The following is a 16,693-nucleotide window of genomic DNA, read 5'->3' as shown; positions in this document are numbered from 1 at the left end:
TGAAGGGCCCCTTACGTGGATCGCCACGGCTTCCTGCGCCAACTGCACCGTGTTTACAAACCCCGCACCTATCTGGAGATCGGGGTCAATGACGGGCGCAGCCTGGCACTGTCCCGGGTTCCGTCGGTAGCTGTCGACCCGGCCTTCCGGGTGGTCACGGACATCAGCTGTGATGTCCACCTGGTCAAGGCCACCAGCGACGACTTCTTCGCCCGCAAAGATCCCCTGATCCATCTGCGCAATGGCCGTAACCCGTTCCGCGCACTGGCCCGCCGGGATCCGGTCAACCTCTTCGGCGGCGACCCGAAGCTGGAGCTGTCGTTCATCGACGGCATGCACCTGTTCGAGTACGCGCTGCGCGACTTCATGAACGTCGAGAAGCACTCCCGCTGGTCCAGTGTGATCGTCCTGGACGACATGCTGCCGCGGGACGTCGACGAGGCGGCGCGCGACCGGCACACGAAGTTCTGGGCCGGTGACGTCTACAAGGTGGCGCAGGTGCTGCGGCGCTTCCGCCCCGACCTGCTGGTGGTCGACGTCGACACCGCGCCGACCGGGGTGGTGGCCATCTTCGGCGCCAACCCCGACAACGTCGTGCTGAAGAACGCGTACGACAAGATCATCGAGGAGTACGTCGTTCCGGACCCGCAGGACGTGCCCGACGAGGTGCTGGTCCGTAAGAACGCCGTACAGCCCGAGGCGCTGCTCGGCGCCGACTTCTGGCCCGGCCTGATCCGCGCCCGCAATCTGCGCCGCTCCCGGTCGGCCTTCGCGCCGCTGCGCAAGCAGATCGAATCGGTCCTGAGCTGACGCGCACGTATTGAAGGAAGGGGCCTGAGCGATCCTGGATCGCTCAGGCCCCTTCCGTATGCCGCTCAAGCCCGTCCCGGTGGGGGTCAGCCGAGGGCGGCCAGCTGCGCGTAGTACGCCCGGCAGTCCTCGTACGACGGAAGCAGGCCCTGGGCCTCGGCCTCCGCGAGGGTCGGGGCGACCGCGTCCTTGTCGGACAGCAGCGGGGTGATGCCCTCGGGCCACTCGATACCGATCGCCGGATCCAGCGGGTTGAGGCCGTGCTCGCGCCCGGGGGCGTACCCCGTGGAACAGAGATAGATCACCGTCGCGTCGTCGGTCAGCGCCATGAAGGCATGGCCGAGCCCTTCCGCCAGATAGACGGAGTGGTGGTCCACGTCGTCGAGCCGCACGGCTTCCCACTGCCGGTAGGTCGGCGAGCCGACCCGGATGTCCACGATGACGTCGAGCACCGCGCCGCGCACACACTTCACGTACTTGGCCTGGCTGGGAGGCACATCGGCGAAGTGGATGCCCCGCAGTGTGCCGCGGCTGGAGATGGAGCAGTTGGCCTGGGCGAGGTGCAGCGGGTGGCCGGCCGCCTCGGTGACGTCGGGGGTCTTGAACCACTCGTGGAAGCTGCCACGGCTGTCCGGGAAGACCTTCGGTTCATGCACCCAGGCGCCTTCGACGGAGAGCTGCCGCATGTGATCACGTCCTTGTTCTGTTGTCCGGGAAAACGAGGGCCGGTCGGAGCGGCCGGTGGAGGAGCCGGTGGAGCGGCCGGTCAGATGAGGGCGGCGAGACGGCGCACCTTCTTGCGCGCCGACGGGGGGAGACGGCGCAGGATCGGGCCGCCGGCCAGGCTGAGCAGCCGCTTCACCGCCGCTCTGCGGCGCTTGACCGTCACCACCCGGACCAGCAGGGGGTCGACCACGGGCAGACCGCTCTGGTCCAGCCGGATCCGGCCGTCGCCGGTCACGGGCACCTCGCAGAGCGGCAGCCCGGGGTTCCCCTCGCCGTCCAGCCGTACCGACAGCCGCGCGGTACCGACGGGCAGGCCGGGCACGCGGGCGGGGATCCGGACGTGGGCCCGTCCGTGATCGGGGCGCAGCGTGCCGGGCACCGTCCTCGTGACCCCGTCCGCGGAGGTCAGCTCCAACTCGACGGCCCAGGAGCCGGACTTGGTGCCGGTGAACACGTCGAGGCGCAGCTCCTGGCGGCTGCCCGGCATCCGGAGCACGGGACGGTCGGCGAGGTAGACGGCCAGTTTCTTGGCGCGGCCCGCGACATCGAAGGTGAGGTTGCCGTGCGGGTCGGTGAAGTACGGGATGACCGGACGGGCGGGCGAACCGAGCAGCGCCGGCAGGCACTTGGCGTCCACCTGCGGCGCGCGGTCGGCGCCGAGCCGCGCCTTCCGTACGAGCCCGAGGCCGCGCAGCGGCACCCAGACGTCCCAGAAACCGCGGGAGACTTTGCCGCGGCCCTTGACCGCTTCGCTGGTCACCTGGCCGGTGCCGTGCAGCACGACCTCGTACGTGTCGTCCCCCAGCGCCTCGATCTCGGTGGTGTACGTGGCGGGGCACGGCCACTCGACCGCGCTCTCCCGGTTGCGCAGCGAGATCTCGCCCTTGAAGCCGCCCAAGTCGTCGGTGACGTCGAGCAGTTCACCGTCCGGCAGTAGCCCCTCGGTGATGTCCGGGTGCAGGAAGTACCGCTCGTCGCGGCGGATGAGGCGCAGCGGCTCCCGGTCGTCGCCGTGGACCAGCCGGCCGGTCACGGAGAGCGCGACCTTGCCGTCCTGCTGCCAGTCGAAGTCCTCCAGCCGGGCCACGCCCTTCACCGACTTGGCGAAGCGGGCGGTCTTCAGCAGCCCCTCGCGGTCGTCGGCGCGCAACTGGGTGGAGCGCAGCCGGGTCAGTGAGCCGAGTCCGTCGTGCACACCGTCATGCATGAACTCGGCGGCGAGCGGGCGGATCGCCTCGCACATCTCGTCGAGGTGCTCGCGCGGGTAGCCGAGGACGCTCGGTTCGCTCAGCCGGCCGAGCATCTCGACCCGGTAGAAGCGCCGCAGCAGGCGGTCCCGGAATTCACCCGGTTCAGTGTTGTCGACGACGACCTGCAGGACCTCGCGGAGGTTGCCGTAGTAGCCGGCCGGCACGAGCTTCGCCGAACCCGCGTTCTGTCCGTCGTCCCGCTTCGAATAGTAGTAGCAGGTGTAATTCCCCAGAATCGAGACCACCTTGGCGGGGAAATACGCCTGCATCATGTACAGCTGGTCCTCGAGGCGGCGCTTTCCCTCGGGGTACGCGATGTTGTTCTCGCGCAGGAACTGGGTGCGGAACATCTTGTGCGGGGTGAGGCTGTCGTACAACGGAGCATTGCTCAGGTCGCACTTCTCGCGGTTCACCCGGAAAACGCCGTGCGGGACACCGCGGAAATTGGACGCGACCTTGCCGATGACAATGTCGGAGCCGTTGCGGTTCCCCATCTCGTACATCCGCCGCAGAGCGTCGGACGCCAGGTGGTCGTCATGATCCACGAACTGGACGTACTCTCCCTTCGCCTCGGACACCCCGATGTTCCTGGGCTTGCCGGGCCAGCCCGAGTTGGGGATGTGGATCACCCGGAAATGGGGATGCTCGGCCGACAGCTTGTCCAGACGTTCGGGGCTGTCGTCCGTCGAGCCGTCGTCGACGAAGAGCACCTCGAATTCCTCGGCCGGCAGCGTCTGGGCCAGCAGCGAATCGATGCAGGGGTCGATGTACTTACCCGGGTTGTACACCGGAATGACGACGCTCACTTTTACTGACATTGCTGAAAGCTCATCTCGTGTGTGGTTGCCCAGGGTTCTGTACGCGGGGAAGGAGTCGCCGCCGTCTGCGAAGTGCGAGGCACCGCTGATGGCCAGCCTATCTCTGCGCGCGGCAGCGATGTTTCCCGACCGTTGTCTCACCCGTGTTACACCTGACAGACTGTCGTTACCTCCGTTCGGTTGTGCGGATGGCTCATATTTGACCAGCGAGGTGGGCGTGTCGGCCGCCGTCCCACCCACTGAAAAGGCCCGCCGTCCCAGGTCACCGCTCGCGTACGCTGACCGGCCGGGAGGCAGCCCGACAGTGAGAGCAGAGGCAGAGCACGTGGCAGCGGCACGGCAGGACGTAGTGGCGGGCGCTCGCAGGATCGTCGTCAAGGTCGGCTCCTCCTCGCTCACCACCGCCTCGGGAGGGCTCGACGCCGACCGGGTGGACGCCCTGGTCGACGCTCTCGCCACGGTCCGCGGTGCCGGGGCCGGTGAGAACGCGGCGGAGAAGGAGATCGTGCTGGTGTCCAGCGGCGCCATCGCCGCCGGGCTCGCGCCGCTCGGTCTGCCCGGCCGCCCCAAGGACCTGGCCCGCCAGCAGGCCGCGGCCAGCGTCGGACAGGGGCTGCTGGTCGCCCGCTACACCGCCTCCTTCGCCCGCTACGGGGTACGCGTCGGACAGGTGCTCCTCACCACGGACGACACCAGCCGCCGGGCCCACTACCGCAACGCCTACCGCACCCTCGACCAGCTGCTCGGCATGGGCGCCGTGCCCGTCGTCAACGAGAACGACACCGTCGCCACCGACGAGATCCGCTTCGGCGACAACGACCGGCTGGCCGCCCTCGTCGCCCATCTCGTACGGGCCGATCTGCTCGTCCTGCTCTCCGACGTCGACGGGCTGTACGACGGCGACCCGAGCAAGCCGGGCACCTCCCGGATCGCCGAGGTGCGCGGCCCCGCCGAACTGGTGGGTGTCTCCCTCGGCAGCGCCGGCAAGGCGGGACTCGGCACCGGCGGCATGGTCACCAAGGTCGAGGCCGCCAGGATCGCCGCCGCGGCCGGCGTGCCCGTGGTGCTGACCTCCGCCAGCCGCGCCGCCGACGCCCTCGCGGGCCGCGACACCGGCACGTACTTCCACAGCACGGGACGCCGCTCCGCCGGCCGGCTGCTCTGGCTCGCCCACGCCTCCACCCCGCAGGGCGCGCTCACCCTGGACGACGGCGCGGTACGGGCCGTCGTCGAGCGCCGCACCTCACTGCTGCCGGCCGGAATCGCCGCCGTCGAGGGCGAGTTCAGCGCCGGCGACCCGGTGGAGCTGCGGGACACGGCGGGCCGCGCCGTCGCCCGTGGCCTGGTCAACTTCGACGCCAAGGAGATCCCCCAGCTGCTCGGCCGCTCCACCCGGGAGCTGGCGCGCGAGCTGGGCCCCGCCTATGAACGCGAGGTCGTGCACAGAGACGATCTCGTCATCCTGCATCCTTGACCGAACCCCTGAAACGGCTGAAACCCCGGCCTTTGAACAGGGACCTTCACCAAAACCGCCCCACATCCTGCCCGGGACTGGTCAACTTTGTCCCACGGGTACACACGGGGTACAGCACGACGAGCATCAACAGGAGGCCGCTGGTGAGACGAGCGCGCCCGGGTGCGGTGACCCGAGCTACCGGGGGCAGCGCCCACGCCCGCAGGGCAGTGGGCGAAGAACGTGCCCTGACCAGTGTCGAAGCGGGGGAAGACTTCGACGAAGAGCGACAGCGGGAGGCCGGATCGAGGACGGACGCGCGCGGCGGGGGGCGGCGCCCGGCGTCCAAGCTGTGGCATATCACGCTCAGTGTCTCGGGCGCAGACGCTCCGCTGACGGAGGTCCGGCGTGGCCTGGAACAGCTGGCCCATGACCACCCTTTCCTGCTGACCAGCCGGTACGCCCGCGACCACGCGGAGATCCGCTACTGGGAGGAGGCCCGGGACCTGCACGACGCCGCCGCGGTGGCGCTGCGGCTCTGGGGCGAACACCGGTCGAGCGCGAAGCTGCCGCCGTGGGAGATCGTGGGTCTCGAGGTCATCGACCGCGAGACGTACCACCAGCGCATCGCCGAGGGCTACGGCCCGCCGCCGGCGGCGGGCGTGGGCGTTCATCCGTTCTGAGCTCATCCGTTCCTATATGACGGCCGGCCGTTCTGATCCGAGGGCCGTCTCCGCCGAAGTGTCTCGCAGTACGGAATACGTGCGGAATGCCCGCAGGAGGCGCATTACCCTGCGGGCATGACCTCGCTCTCGCCGTACGACAACCTCTCCCCGGTCGCCAGGGCCGCCTACCGGTCCCGCGCCGCGGCCGCCGATATCGCGCCGCTGCCACGCGGGGCCAAGGACGACGCACTGCTGGCGGTCGCGGACGCGCTGGAGGTCCGTACGCACGAGATCGTCACGGCCAACGCGGAGGACGTCGCACGCGCCCGGGAGGCCGGCACCGGTGAGTCGGTCATCGACCGGCTGACGCTGACGCCGGAGCGGGTGCGGGCCATCGCCGCGGATGTTCGGGACGTGGCGGCGCTGCCCGACCCGGTGGGTGAGGTCGTACGCGGTTCGACGCTGCCCAACGGGATCGATCTGCGCCAGGTACGGGTGCCGCTCGGCGTGGTCGGGATCATCTACGAGGCCCGCCCCAATGTCACCGTGGACGCCGCCGCCCTCTGTCTGAAGTCGGGCAACGCCGTCCTGCTGCGGGGGTCCTCCTCGGCGATCTCCTCCAACACCGCGCTCGTGCGCGTGCTGCGCGACGCCATCGGCGGGGCCGGGCTGCCCGCCGACGCCGTACAGCTCGTGCCCGGCGAGGGCCGGGACGCCGTACGGGAGCTGACGCGGGCGCGCGGTCTGGTCGACGTACTGATCCCGCGCGGCGGCGCCTCCCTGATCCGTACGGTCGTCGAGGAGTCCACCGTCCCCGTGATCGAGACCGGCACCGGTAACTGCCATGTGTACGTGGACGCCGAGACCGATCTCGACATGGCCGTGAACATCCTGATCAACTCCAAGGCGCAGCGGCCCAGCGTCTGCAACGCGGCCGAGACGCTCCTCGTCCACCAGGACATTGCGGCCGCGTTCGTGCCGCGCGCGCTGGACGCCCTCGCCGACGCCGGGGTCACGGTGCACGCGGACGAGCGGGTGCTCGCGTACGGCGAAGGGACGAAGGCGACGGTCGTGGCGGCCACCGCCGACGACTGGGAGACCGAGTACCTCTCGTACGACATCGCCGCCGCGGTCGTGGATTCGCTGGACGCGGCCGTCGCCCATATCCGGCTCTGGTCCTCCGGCCACACGGAGGCGATCGTCACCACCTCGCAGGCCGCGGCCCGCCGATTCACCCAATTGGTCGATTCCACGACGGTCGCTGTCAACGCGTCCACCCGCTTCACGGACGGTGGCCAGTTCGGCTTCGGCGCCGAGATCGGGATCTCCACCCAGAAGCTGCACGCGCGCGGGCCGATGGGGCTGCCGGAGCTGACCTCCACGAAGTACATCGTGACCGGCGACGGTCACACACGGTAGGCGACGGGGTGGCGCGGGCCCCGTCCAGGAGCGCTGAACTCCGGAACGGCGAATTTGGGAGAGTCCGGACTCCGCCTGCCCAAAACCACCTCCCAGGCTTACTCTGAAGAGGTGCCGGACGACGTGGGGGGCAGGCCGTTCCCGGACGGCTGGGAGCCCGACGACGACCGCGGAGGCGCGGACGAGGACTTCGCCTCCGTGGTGTTCGACGAGGACTTCGTCCGGTCCGCCACCCTCCATGAACCCTCCGCCGTGGAACGGCTGCTGGCCGCCGCCCAGGCGCGCGCCGAGGCCGAGGCGGCCCGGGCGCGGGCCGGCGGGGGACCGCCCGAGGACGAGCTGTACGACGAGCTCTACGGGCACGGGGGATACGGCAGGGACGGCGCCTACGACGGCGACTACGACCCCGACGACCCCGATGAGGACAGAGGACCGTACGGACGCCACGGCGGCGCTCTGCGCCCCTATCGCGGCACCGCCCGCTGGCACCGCCCGGTCGCCTGGCTGCTCGCCCTGCTGATGGGGATCGGGATGGTCGCCCTCGCCTTCACGGCCGTCTACCGCGGGGCCTCCAGCGGCAACGAGGACCAGGTGCCGCAGCCCGCCACGAGCGGCATCGACATCCCCGGCTCGATCCGGCCCTCGTCCTCTGTGGACTACACCGCGCCGGCGGTGTCCGCGGTGCCGCGCACGCCGTGAACCCTCCCCGGATTCCCGGACACACCCTGAACGGCTGAGCGTGGCCCGAGCGGAACTCGGCCGACAGCTCAGCGTTTATGTTCGGCTCCCCCGACCTACTCTGAAGGTATGGCAGGGCGCGGAGATCCACCCGAAGGGGAACCGGAGGGGCTCCCCGGCGGTGGTGACGACGAGGAGTACCGGTCCGTCGTCTTCGACGAATCGTTCATCCGCGCTGCCCGTCTCCAGGAGTTCTCCGCGCGGGAACGGATGCGTGACCATGACCACCACGCCGTCCGGCGGGTACCCCCGCAGCCGCCGAAGAGACGTATCAGGAGGGGCTCCAGGCAGCTTCTGCTGCTCGTTCTGGTGATGGTGCTGGCGTTCGGTACGGCGATCTTCCTGGGCGTCCGCAGTCCGTACCGGCCGCAGACCGGCCGCGCCGTGGAGCAGCTGCGGATGGCGGTGGTCCCGCTGTCCCCGCAGGGGCGGGTGCCGGGCGGCGCCCCTGACGACCTCTTCGCGCACAGCCCCGCCGCGCAGTTCCGGGTGGGGGGCGCCGGGATCACGCTGCCCGCCGCCCGCGACACCGGGGGCTTCTCGGAGGGCCAGGTGATGTCCGCGCTGGCCACCGTCAAGGACTATCTCGTGGCGTCCTCGCTCGATCCGGACGTCCTCGCGGGCCGTACCGTGCGAGCCGTACGGGTGCTGCTCGACCCGGACCAGCTGGTGCAGTTCGACCGCAGCTTCACCGCCCCGGCCGACGACGGCCGGCACGCGCCGGCTGGCTGGCTGGTGCGCTTCGACGCGGCGAAGGTGGCGCCGGCCGACGACCAGGTGCGCGTACACGGCACGCTGCGCTACCAGGAGTCGAAGCCCGGGACGCTCGAAGTGGTCTCGGACCATGTCTTCGTCTACGCGCTGCGGCCGGCCGGATCCGCCGCACAGCCGGTGCGGGACGCCTCGCTGTTCACCGTCCGGCGGGAGCTGCGCTTTCAGTTCGACCGCGACGATCTGCAGAGACACCGCGCGGAACTGCTGGTCAGTGAGGTCCAGGCAGGGCCGCAGGCCTGCTCGGCCGAGGCGCCGAGGACGCTGCGTCCGCTGCTGGCGGGTGAGCGGGCGGACCCCGGTGACCCGGTCGGCACCGACCCGTACCTGACGGGCCGTTCCGACGCCGCGCTCTGCGGCTCCCTGGCCCGTTCCGCGGAGCCGAGCCCGGCCGCCTGAGTGCGGCGGCCGGGCTCCTGTGGCCGGTGGTTGGTGGCCGGTGCCGGGTCCTTGACCGGGTCAGGCCGGGTCCTGGCCGGTCTCGCCCGTGGGGCGGTTGCTGTTCCCGTTTCCGTTGGACGTACCGCCACCGCCGCCGCCCGCGAACCGGTCGCGCAGCTTGCCGCCCAGGTCGCCCGCGCCGCCCGCGATGTCGCCGACCAGCTTCATCAGCGGGTCCTTGCTGCTGCGGACCGAGTCCGCGTAGTGCGCGGCGGAGTCACGGAAGGAATCCGAGACCGAGGCGTCCTTGTCCTCGTCGCGGCGCGGGTAGTGGCCGTCCATGATCCGCTGGTAGTCGCGGCTCTCCGCCCACTTCTTCAGCTCGGCGGCGCGCACGGTCGTGAAGGGGTGCGTACGCGGCAGCACATTCAGGATCTTGAGCACGGAGTCGCGCAGATCGCCGCCCGACTCGTACTCCGCGGCCTGCTCCAGGAACGCGTCCACGTTCATCTCGTGCAGATGGTTGCCACCGGCGATCTTCATCAGACCGCGCATCGAGGCCCGCAGATCCTGCCCGACCAGCAGCCCCGCCCGGTCCGCCGACAGCTCCGACTTACGGAACCACTCCCGCAGCGCCGTCACGATCGCCATGATCGCGACATTGCCCAGCGGGATCCAGGCGACCTTGAGCGCGAGGTTCGTGAGGAAGAGCAGGATCGTGCGGTAGACGGAGTGGCCGGAGAGCGCGTGGCCCACCTCATGGCCCACGACCGCGCGCATCTCCTCCTCGTCGAGCAGCTCCACCAGACCGGTGGTCACCACGATGAGCGGCTCGTCGAGGCCGATGCACATCGCGTTGGGCCGGGGATCCTGGGCCACGTACATCGTGGGGACCTTCTCCAGGTCCAGGAGGTAGCAGGCGTCCCGCAGCATGGCGTGCAGATGCGCGAACTGGGCGTCGCTGACCCGCACGGAGTCGGAGAGGAAGAGCAGCCTCAGGCTCCGCTCGGGAAGCAGCGCGCTCAGGGCCTTGAACACCGTGTCGAAACCGCTGAGCTTGCGCAGGGCGACCAGCGCCGAGCGGTCCGCGGGGTGTTCGTAGGCCCGCGAGGAAATGCCCGGGAAGCGCTTGCGCTGCCTGCTGGGCACATTCTCGTGGCTGGCTGCCTCGTGGCTGTCTTCGGTCATGGATGTCCCCTGTTCGTACGAGTCCAAGGCCCGTCCCCCTGACGAACCCCACATTAGGTGCTGGAGCTACCGTGTGCCGGGGGCCTGTGGCTGCGTTCCCCGGGGGAGAACCCCGGGCCTCAGCCGGAAAGAACCGAGGAGCACACCCGCCATGCAGGAAACCGCCACACTGCTCGCCGCGGTATCGGATCAGCAGGGACCGGGCAATACGCTGCGGATCGTGCTGCTCGCCTCGATCGTCGGAGTCGCCCTGCTCGCCTGGTTCCTGCTGCGCGGATACCGCGACAACGATCACAACGACTGAGTCGGCGTGAGCGTGCCCGGAGGGCCCGCATACGATGTGGGCGAAGTCCCCGCTACGACTCCCGCTACGACTCCCGATCGATAGGGCCTGCTGAAGATGAGCCTCACCGGCACCGCCGCCACCCTGGTCACGCTCGCCGAGGGCGGCGAAGGCGGCAACCACGAAAGCCTCAGCCCGTACCTCACCGGCGGCGGCGCGCTGTTCGCGCTGCTTCTGCTGCTGTGGATCACCACCCGCTTCAACCGCGACCGCTGAGGCCGGGCCGTAACCCCATGCCAGTAGGCTCTGGACGCATGGGAGAGCAGCAAGCGCCTACCGACCCCGGATCCGGTCGCGGCAACCGCCGACTCGGCGTGATGGGCGGGACATTCGACCCGATCCATCATGGACACCTGGTGGCGGCCAGTGAAGTGGCCGCCCTGTTCCACCTCGACGAGGTGGTCTTCGTGCCGACCGGGCAGCCGTGGCAGAAGAGCCAGCGGGCGGTCTCCCCGGCGGAGGACCGCTATCTGATGACGGTCATCGCCACGGCGTCGAACCCGCAATTCTCCGTCAGCCGCAGCGACCTCGACCGCGGCGGGCCGACGTACACGATCGACACGCTGCGGGATCTGCGGGCCGTCCACGCCGACGCGGACCTCTTCTTCATCACCGGGGCCGACGCGCTCTCGCAGATTCTGAGCTGGCGGGATCACGAAGAGCTGTTCTCGCTCGCCCACTTCATCGGTGTGACCCGGCCGGGCCATGATCTGACGGACGACGGGCTGCCCAAGGGCGGGGTCTCCCTGGTGGAGGTTCCGGCGCTGGCGATCTCGTCGACCGACTGCCGGGAGAGGGTCGCGAAGGGCGATCCGGTCTGGTACCTCGTGCCGGACGGTGTGGTGCGCTACATCGACAAGCGGCAGTTGTACCGCGGCGCATGAGCCACGGAGAGGGGCACCGGTGAACGACCAGCAGCAGCCGTACGACCCGTACGACCCGTATTACGCGCAGCCCCGGATCGTCGGGTACGACGAGTACGGGCAGCCGGTGTACCAGCAGGTCCAGCCACAGCAGCAGTACGACGCCTACGGGCAGCCGCAACAGCAGCAGCAACAGGGGCAGCAGGGGCAGCAACAGGGGTACGGATACGACCCGTACGCCGAGCCTCAGCAAACGCAACAACCGCAGCAGCCCCAGCAGCAGTACGACCCCTATGGGCAGCAGCAGCAGCCGCAGTCGCAGGGGTATGGATACGACGGCTACGGCTACGACACCGGACAGCAGCCCGCGTACGACACGGGACAGCAGCAGCCCGTGGTGGTCGACACCACGCAGCAGTGGAACATCCCACAGCAACAGCAACAGCAACAGCAACAGCAACGGCAGCCCGCGCCCGACGCGGTCGAGGAGCCGGCGCCCCCGCAGGCCGCCGTACCCGAGCAGCGGCGCCCCGCCGCCGAGGACCGCGACTACCGGACCGAGCAGTTCTCCTTCATCGAGGAGCCCGACGAGGACTCCGAAGACGTCATCGACTGGCTCAAGTTCACCGAGAGCCGCTCCGAGCGGCGCGAGGAGGCCAAGCGCCGCGGCCGTACCCGGGTCGTGGCCCTGGTCGTCGTCCTCGCCCTGGCTCTCGCCGGAGGCGTCGGCTACCTCTGGTACGCGGGCAAGCTGCCCGGGACCTCCGCCGCGGAGGAGGCGCAGAGCACCGCCACGGGACCGCAGAAGCGCGATGTGATCGTGGTCCATCTGCACAACACCAAGCAGAAGGGCACCTCCACGGCGCTGCTGGTCAACAACTCCACGACCGGCCAGGGCACCACCGTCCTGCTGCCCAACTCCCTCTCCGTCGCCGACGACGAGGGCATCTCCACCACCCTCGGCAAATCCGTCGACGAGGACGGCTCCGACGGCACCCGCGAGTCCATCGGCACCCTGCTCGGCACCGACATCTCCGGCACCTGGCGGCTCGACACCCCGTACCTGGACAATCTCGTGGAGCTGGTCGGCACGATCGACCTGACCACCGACACCGAGGTGCCCGCCGCGAAGAAGGGCGAGCAGCCGGTCGTCAGGAAGGGCGAGAACCAGACGCTCAGCGGCCGGATGGCCGTCGCGTACGCCACGTACCGAGGGCCCGGTGAGCCGGAGGCCAAGCAGCTCCAGCGGTTCGGCCAGGTCCTCCAGGGTGTCCTGCGGAAGATCTCCGACGATCCGGGGGCCGCGACGATCACCGTCGAGACCCTGGCGCAGATCCTCGACCCCTCGCTGCCCGAGAAGGACCTCGGCGCCTCTCTCGCGAAGCTCGCCGAGCACGCCAAGAAGGGCGACTACAAGACGGAGGTCCTGCCCGTCCAGGCGAACGGCACCCTCAGCGAGCAGGCCACCGAAAGTGTGATCAAGGACATCCTGGGCGGCTCGGTGAGCGCGCCGGAGCAGGGCTCGGCCGTACGGGTCGGCGTGAAGAACGCCAGCGGTGACCAGGACGCGGCGGAGTCCGCCCGGATCTCCCTGGTGAACGGCGGCTATGGCTTCGTGGACGCGGGCACGGCGGGCGCGGTGACGTCGTCGCAGGTCACCTACGGTGACGCGGCGAAGAAGGCGGAGGCGGAAGAGGTCGCCAAGACCCTCGGTCTGCCGGTGAGCGCCGTGCAGAAGGGCAAGGCCGCGGCCAACGCCGATGTCTCCGTCGTCCTCGGTCAGGACTACAAGGTGAATTAAGCAGAGCCGGCCGGGGCGTCCCGCGCCCCGGCCGGCCCCGTTTTTATCGCCGCTTCTGTCGCCGTTTTTATCGTCGCGCTGGGTGTCGGCGGTCCGTGAGATCCTGGGGGTCTCCATGACCGCCGACGAAAGCCTGCCAGTGACCGCTACTGATCGTTCCATCGAGCTCGTCAACGCCGCCGCCCAGGCGGCCGCGGACCGGCTCGCGCACGACATCATCGCGTACGACGTCAGCGATGTGCTGTCGATCACCGATGCCTTCCTGCTCGCCTCCGCGCCCAACGACCGCCAGGTCAAGTCGATCGTCGACGAGATCGAGGAGCGGCTCCAGAAGGAGCTCGGCGCCAAGCCGGTGCGTCGTGAGGGCGACCGTGACGCCCGCTGGATCCTCCTCGACTACGTCGACATCGTCGTGCACGTGCAGCACAGCGAGGAGCGCGTCTTCTACGCCCTGGAGCGGCTGTGGAAGGACTGCCCCGAGCTGTCGCTGCCCGAGGACGCCGTCAAGACCCGGGGCAAGGCCCAGGAGCACGCCGGGATCGCCGGTGACGCGGACGGTGAGCTCAGCTGAACGGCAGCAAAGGCGGCAGGGGCCGCCGCATCGTCCTGTGGCGGCACGGCCAGACGGCCTGGAATCTGGAGCGCCGCTTCCAGGGCTCCACGGACATCGAGCTGACCGACACAGGTGTCGCCCAGGCGCATCGCGCCGCCCGGCTGCTGGCCTCCCTGAAGCCGGACGCGATCATCGCCTCCGACCTTCAGCGGGCCGTGGCCACGGCCGGTGAGCTGGCCGCGATCACCGGGCTCGACCTCTCGTACGACGCCGCTCTCCGCGAGACCTTCGCGGGCGACTGGCAGGGGCTGACCCACGAGGAGATCGTCGAGCGGTTCGGCGAGCAGTACGCGGCCTGGAAGCGCGGTGAGCCCGTGCGGCGCGGCGGCGGCGAGCTGGAGACCGAGGTCGCCGACCGGGCCGCGCCCGTGGTGCTCCACCACGCGGACAAGCTCCCCGACAACGGCACGCTCGTCGTGGTCAGCCACGGCGGCACGATCCGCACCACGATCGGCCGGCTGCTGGGCCTGGAGGCGCACCACTGGGAGGGGCTCGGCGGTCTCACGAACTGCTGCTGGTCCGTCCTCGGCGAGGGCGCCCGCGGCTGGCGACTGCTGGAACACAACGCCGGAACCCTCCCGGAACCGGTCCTCGGCGACGACGACTGAGCGGCCCCGGACGGCGACCGACCCGGATTTCACTTTCCGGCAGGTCGCAGGCTAAAGTTCTTCTTGTTCGCAGCGCGAAGCGCAGAGAACGCGAGGGGCTATAGCTCAGTTGGTAGAGCGCCTGCATGGCATGCAGGAGGTCAGGAGTTCAATTCTCCTTAGCTCCACAATCCGGATCCCGTCCCCACCAGGGGGCGGGATCTTTGGCGTGCGGTATGAGGCCGTACTGAGACGCTCTTTCAGGCTGCCCCCCTTGCCATGGCGTGGCAGAATCGGACGACCGGAGGGGGACGAAGGACCGGGCCGGGAGGGAGAGCGTCATTGTCCGCCAGCAGCATCGAGGAGTCCGATGGCCTGCTTGCCGCGGCGGAGGTGCGCAGCTGCCTCAGCTGTCCTTCGTGCGGATCGTCCCAGGTGGCCCAAGTACTCGGTGACAACGGCGGGATTTCCTACGTGTGCACGGCCTGCGGCCACAGCTGGAGCTGAGTGATGGGTGCACACAGGCGTAAATGCGACTGGTGTGGCGGTGGTACGCCGATCGTCCGGGACATGGATCCGCTCAACCTCGAGTACCAGTACTGGTGCGAGGAGTGCGCGCTGGCGCTGATCATAAAAGGCGACCCCATCGAGACGTACCGGGAGCTGGAGGGGGAGCCGATCTACGGCCGTCTCCTTGAGGAACACTGCACGCTCAAGCGGTTCTACTCGTTCGCGACGGCCTGATCCGACCGGCCTGACCCGACCGGCCCGCCCCGGCCCGCCCGAGCTGTGCGGCCACGTACCCGATCAGGGCCGCGGCCGTCAGCGGATAGAGGGCGGACAGCGCCATCTGGGCCCCGCTCTGGGCCAGTTCGAGCCGGCCGGGTCCGTGCGGCACCCACCACAGGGCGAACGAACAGAAGACCAGGCCCGCCGCGACCGCCCACCGGGCCCCGGCGCGCACCGCGAGGAACAGCACCGTCGGCACACACCACACCCAGTGGTGCGACCAGGAGACCGGGCTGATCAGCAGCGCCGTCGCCGCGCAGGCCACCAGCGCCCCGGCGCGCTCCCCGCGCAGCGCCGCCATGACCGCCACCGCGAGGCCCGCCACCGCCACCCCGGCCGCCGCGACGGCCCACCAGAGCCCCGGATCGCCGGTGTGCAGGAGCCGGGCCAGCACCCCGCGCAGCGACTGGTTGGCGGTGTCCTCCGCGTGGCCCACCCGGCCCGTCTCGAAAAGAGCCCCGGTCCAGAAGCGGTACGAGTCGTGCGGCAGGACGGCGGCGGCCGCGAGTGTCGCGCCGGTGAAGACCGCGGCCGCCGTCGAGGCCTGCCGCAGCCACGGGTTCCAGCCGGCGCCCCGCGCCCGTACCAGCCCGGCGATCAGCAGCAGGACGGCGAAGAGCGCGGGGGTCAGCTTGACCGCGGCCGCGAAGCCGATCCCCGCCCCCGCCCAGCGGTGTCCGTCCCGGCGCGAGAGATCCCACAGCACCGCCGCGGCGAGCAGCAGATTGATCTGCCCGTAGCGCAGCGTCGTCCAGACCGGCTCGCACCAGACGGCGAGCGCGGCCACCCACAGGGTGGTGACCCGGAGCGCGGCCTCCGTAGGAAGCCGGCCCGTTCCGTGGAACACCAGCCGCAGGGAGAGCCGTACGAACACGACCAGGAGCAGCAGATTGCCGAAGGTGGCGAGCGTACGCAGCTCGGGAACGCCGGGCAGGGTGAGCGGGGTGAACAGGAGGGCGGCGAACGGCGGGTAGGTCGTGGGGAGTCGGGCGGCGGTCGCCCGCATCGCGTAGAGATCCTGGCCGTCGAGCACCGTACGGCCCTCCGCGCGGTACACCATCAGGTCGATCATCGAGACCCCCGCGACGCGCTGCGCCGTCCAGAACGCGGCGAAGGACAGCAGACAGACCGAGGCGGCCAGCAGGAAGGAGCGCCGGTCGGACGCGCTCCTGAGGGTGGTCGGTGCGAGTACGGAGAGGGTCACGAAGGGCGACAGTACCGGGCGTATCCGTACAGACCGGAATCGAGTTGGTAGTCGGCCGGATGGACCGTGTAATGTTGGCGATGCCGCCGAGGGGTGATCCCGGAGAGCGGCGCATCGCACGGGGCTATAGCTCAGTTGGTAGAGCGCCTGCATGGCATGCAGGAGGTCAGGAGTTCAATTCTCCTTAGCTCCACAGGTTCTGAACGACGAGAAGCGGGGCCTACCACAAGGTTTGCCCCCGGCTCGGGGGGTGGGGGGCGCCCGCCACCGCGGC

The 16,693-nt window shown here is 69.9% G+C and carries 17 protein-coding genes and 2 tRNA genes; 15 read left to right on the top strand and 4 right to left on the bottom strand.

All coding sequences use genetic code 11. The features are described 5' to 3' along the window. The first annotated feature begins 15 nt into the window (after positions 1-15). Entirely contained in the window at positions 16-810 is a 795-nt protein-coding gene (locus ACFVWW_RS19240; RefSeq protein ID WP_384192357.1) for a class I SAM-dependent methyltransferase, read from the top strand. A gap of 86 nt (positions 811-896) precedes the next feature. On the opposite strand, the gene ACFVWW_RS19235 is transcribed toward ACFVWW_RS19240, so the two are convergent. Together ACFVWW_RS19235 and ACFVWW_RS19230 are read right to left on the bottom strand one after the other, a co-directional pair. After that, positions 897-1,496 carry a dTDP-4-dehydrorhamnose 3,5-epimerase family protein gene (locus ACFVWW_RS19235; RefSeq protein ID WP_384192359.1) on the bottom strand — a complete coding sequence of 200 codons (600 nt, stop codon included), beginning with the start codon at positions 1,494-1,496 and terminating at the stop codon, positions 897-899. Between the two features lie 80 nt (positions 1,497-1,576). Beyond that, positions 1,577-3,592, bottom strand: coding sequence for a glycosyltransferase family 2 protein (locus ACFVWW_RS19230; protein WP_386877533.1), 2,016 nt, complete (start codon positions 3,590-3,592; stop codon positions 1,577-1,579). Positions 3,593-3,953: 361 nt separating this feature from the next. On the opposite strand from ACFVWW_RS19230, the gene proB reads away from it, so the two are divergent. The 5 genes from proB (at position 3,954) to ACFVWW_RS19205 (ending at position 9,049) form a co-directional block, all read left to right on the top strand. Further along, positions 3,954-5,078 (top strand): glutamate 5-kinase, encoded by a 1,125-nt coding sequence (proB, locus tag ACFVWW_RS19225; protein WP_386877724.1) that lies wholly within the window; start codon positions 3,954-3,956, stop codon positions 5,076-5,078. Between the two features lie 143 nt (positions 5,079-5,221). Further along, positions 5,222-5,740 carry a hypothetical protein gene (locus tag ACFVWW_RS19220; RefSeq protein ID WP_384192363.1) on the top strand — a complete coding sequence of 173 codons (519 nt, stop codon included), beginning with the start codon at positions 5,222-5,224 and terminating at the stop codon, positions 5,738-5,740. 117 nt (positions 5,741-5,857) lie between these two features. Further along, on the top strand, positions 5,858-7,141 hold the full coding sequence (locus ACFVWW_RS19215; protein ID WP_386877532.1) for a glutamate-5-semialdehyde dehydrogenase: 1,284 nt from the start codon (positions 5,858-5,860) through the stop codon (positions 7,139-7,141). 111 nt (positions 7,142-7,252) lie between these two features. Continuing rightward, a complete protein-coding gene (locus tag ACFVWW_RS19210) occupies positions 7,253-7,840 on the top strand; it encodes a hypothetical protein (RefSeq protein ID WP_384192367.1) in 588 nt (195 codons plus the stop codon). Between the two features lie 108 nt (positions 7,841-7,948). After that, positions 7,949-9,049 carry a hypothetical protein gene (locus ACFVWW_RS19205; RefSeq protein WP_386877531.1) on the top strand — a complete coding sequence of 367 codons (1,101 nt, stop codon included), beginning with the start codon at positions 7,949-7,951 and terminating at the stop codon, positions 9,047-9,049. Between the two features lie 60 nt (positions 9,050-9,109). Here the strand turns inward: ACFVWW_RS19205 and ACFVWW_RS19200 are convergent, their stop codons facing one another. After that, entirely contained in the window at positions 9,110-10,219 is a 1,110-nt protein-coding gene (locus ACFVWW_RS19200) for a M48 family metallopeptidase (RefSeq protein ID WP_384192373.1), read from the bottom strand. A 151-nt stretch (positions 10,220-10,370) separates the two neighbouring features. Here ACFVWW_RS19200 and ACFVWW_RS19195 point away from each other — a divergent pair, with 151 nt between their 5' ends. The 8 genes from ACFVWW_RS19195 to ACFVWW_RS19160 all read left to right on the top strand — a co-directional run bounded on the left by ACFVWW_RS19195 (position 10,371) and on the right by ACFVWW_RS19160 (position 15,170). Then, a complete protein-coding gene (locus tag ACFVWW_RS19195) occupies positions 10,371-10,523 on the top strand; it encodes a hypothetical protein (protein WP_384192376.1) in 153 nt (50 codons plus the stop codon). A 96-nt stretch (positions 10,524-10,619) separates the two neighbouring features. Then, a complete protein-coding gene (locus ACFVWW_RS19190) occupies positions 10,620-10,778 on the top strand; it encodes a hypothetical protein (RefSeq protein ID WP_384192379.1) in 159 nt (52 codons plus the stop codon). Between the two features lie 38 nt (positions 10,779-10,816). After that, on the top strand, positions 10,817-11,446 hold the full coding sequence (gene nadD / locus ACFVWW_RS19185) for a nicotinate-nucleotide adenylyltransferase (protein WP_384192381.1): 630 nt from the start codon (positions 10,817-10,819) through the stop codon (positions 11,444-11,446). A 19-nt stretch (positions 11,447-11,465) separates the two neighbouring features. Next, a complete protein-coding gene (locus ACFVWW_RS19180; RefSeq protein WP_386877529.1) occupies positions 11,466-13,226 on the top strand; it encodes an LCP family protein in 1,761 nt (586 codons plus the stop codon). Positions 13,227-13,365: 139 nt separating this feature from the next. Next, positions 13,366-13,797, top strand: a complete 432-nt coding sequence (gene rsfS / locus ACFVWW_RS19175) for a ribosome silencing factor (RefSeq protein WP_384192395.1) — start codon at positions 13,366-13,368, stop codon at positions 13,795-13,797. Beyond that, the gene (locus ACFVWW_RS19170) at positions 13,794-14,447 is read left to right on the top strand and encodes a histidine phosphatase family protein (RefSeq protein WP_384192398.1); all 654 of its coding nucleotides are present in this window, start codon (positions 13,794-13,796) and stop codon (positions 14,445-14,447) included. Before rsfS ends, ACFVWW_RS19170 begins: the two co-directional genes overlap by 4 nt. A 94-nt stretch (positions 14,448-14,541) precedes the next feature. Beyond that, positions 14,542-14,614, top strand: a tRNA-Ala gene (locus ACFVWW_RS19165). A gap of 322 nt (positions 14,615-14,936) precedes the next feature. Further along, the gene (locus ACFVWW_RS19160) at positions 14,937-15,170 is read left to right on the top strand and encodes a hypothetical protein (protein WP_384192386.1); all 234 of its coding nucleotides are present in this window, start codon (positions 14,937-14,939) and stop codon (positions 15,168-15,170) included. Here ACFVWW_RS19160 and ACFVWW_RS19155 read toward each other — a convergent pair. Further along, a complete protein-coding gene (locus tag ACFVWW_RS19155) occupies positions 15,139-16,419 on the bottom strand; it encodes a glycosyltransferase 87 family protein (RefSeq protein WP_386877527.1) in 1,281 nt (426 codons plus the stop codon). The genes ACFVWW_RS19160 and ACFVWW_RS19155 overlap by 32 nt on opposite strands. Positions 16,420-16,539: 120 nt before the next feature. On the opposite strand from ACFVWW_RS19155, the gene ACFVWW_RS19150 reads away from it, so the two are divergent. Continuing rightward, positions 16,540-16,612 (top strand) — tRNA-Ala (locus ACFVWW_RS19150). Positions 16,613-16,693: the final 81 nt, after the last annotated feature.

Source organism: Streptomyces sp. NPDC058198 (assembly GCF_042882605.1).
In the GTDB taxonomy this organism is placed as follows: Bacteria; Actinomycetota; Actinomycetes; order Streptomycetales; family Streptomycetaceae; genus Streptomyces.
Note: the sequence above shows the minus strand (reverse complement) of the source record. Positions and strands in the feature narration are given on the sequence as shown.

Coding starts and splice junctions, on each gene's coding strand:
- ACFVWW_RS19160 (WP_384192386.1), top strand. CDS start 14,937: ATGGGTGCACACAGGCGTAAATGCGACTGGTGTGGCGGTGGTACGCCG.
- ACFVWW_RS19235 (WP_384192359.1), bottom strand. CDS start 1,496: ATGCGGCAGCTCTCCGTCGAAGGCGCCTGGGTGCATGAACCGAAGGTC.
- ACFVWW_RS19190 (WP_384192379.1), top strand. CDS start 10,620: ATGAGCCTCACCGGCACCGCCGCCACCCTGGTCACGCTCGCCGAGGGC.
- nadD (WP_384192381.1), top strand. CDS start 10,817: ATGGGAGAGCAGCAAGCGCCTACCGACCCCGGATCCGGTCGCGGCAAC.
- ACFVWW_RS19200 (WP_384192373.1), bottom strand. CDS start 10,219: ATGACCGAAGACAGCCACGAGGCAGCCAGCCACGAGAATGTGCCCAGC.
- ACFVWW_RS19205 (WP_386877531.1), top strand. CDS start 7,949: ATGGCAGGGCGCGGAGATCCACCCGAAGGGGAACCGGAGGGGCTCCCC.
- ACFVWW_RS19215 (WP_386877532.1), top strand. CDS start 5,858: ATGACCTCGCTCTCGCCGTACGACAACCTCTCCCCGGTCGCCAGGGCC.
- ACFVWW_RS19195 (WP_384192376.1), top strand. CDS start 10,371: ATGCAGGAAACCGCCACACTGCTCGCCGCGGTATCGGATCAGCAGGGA.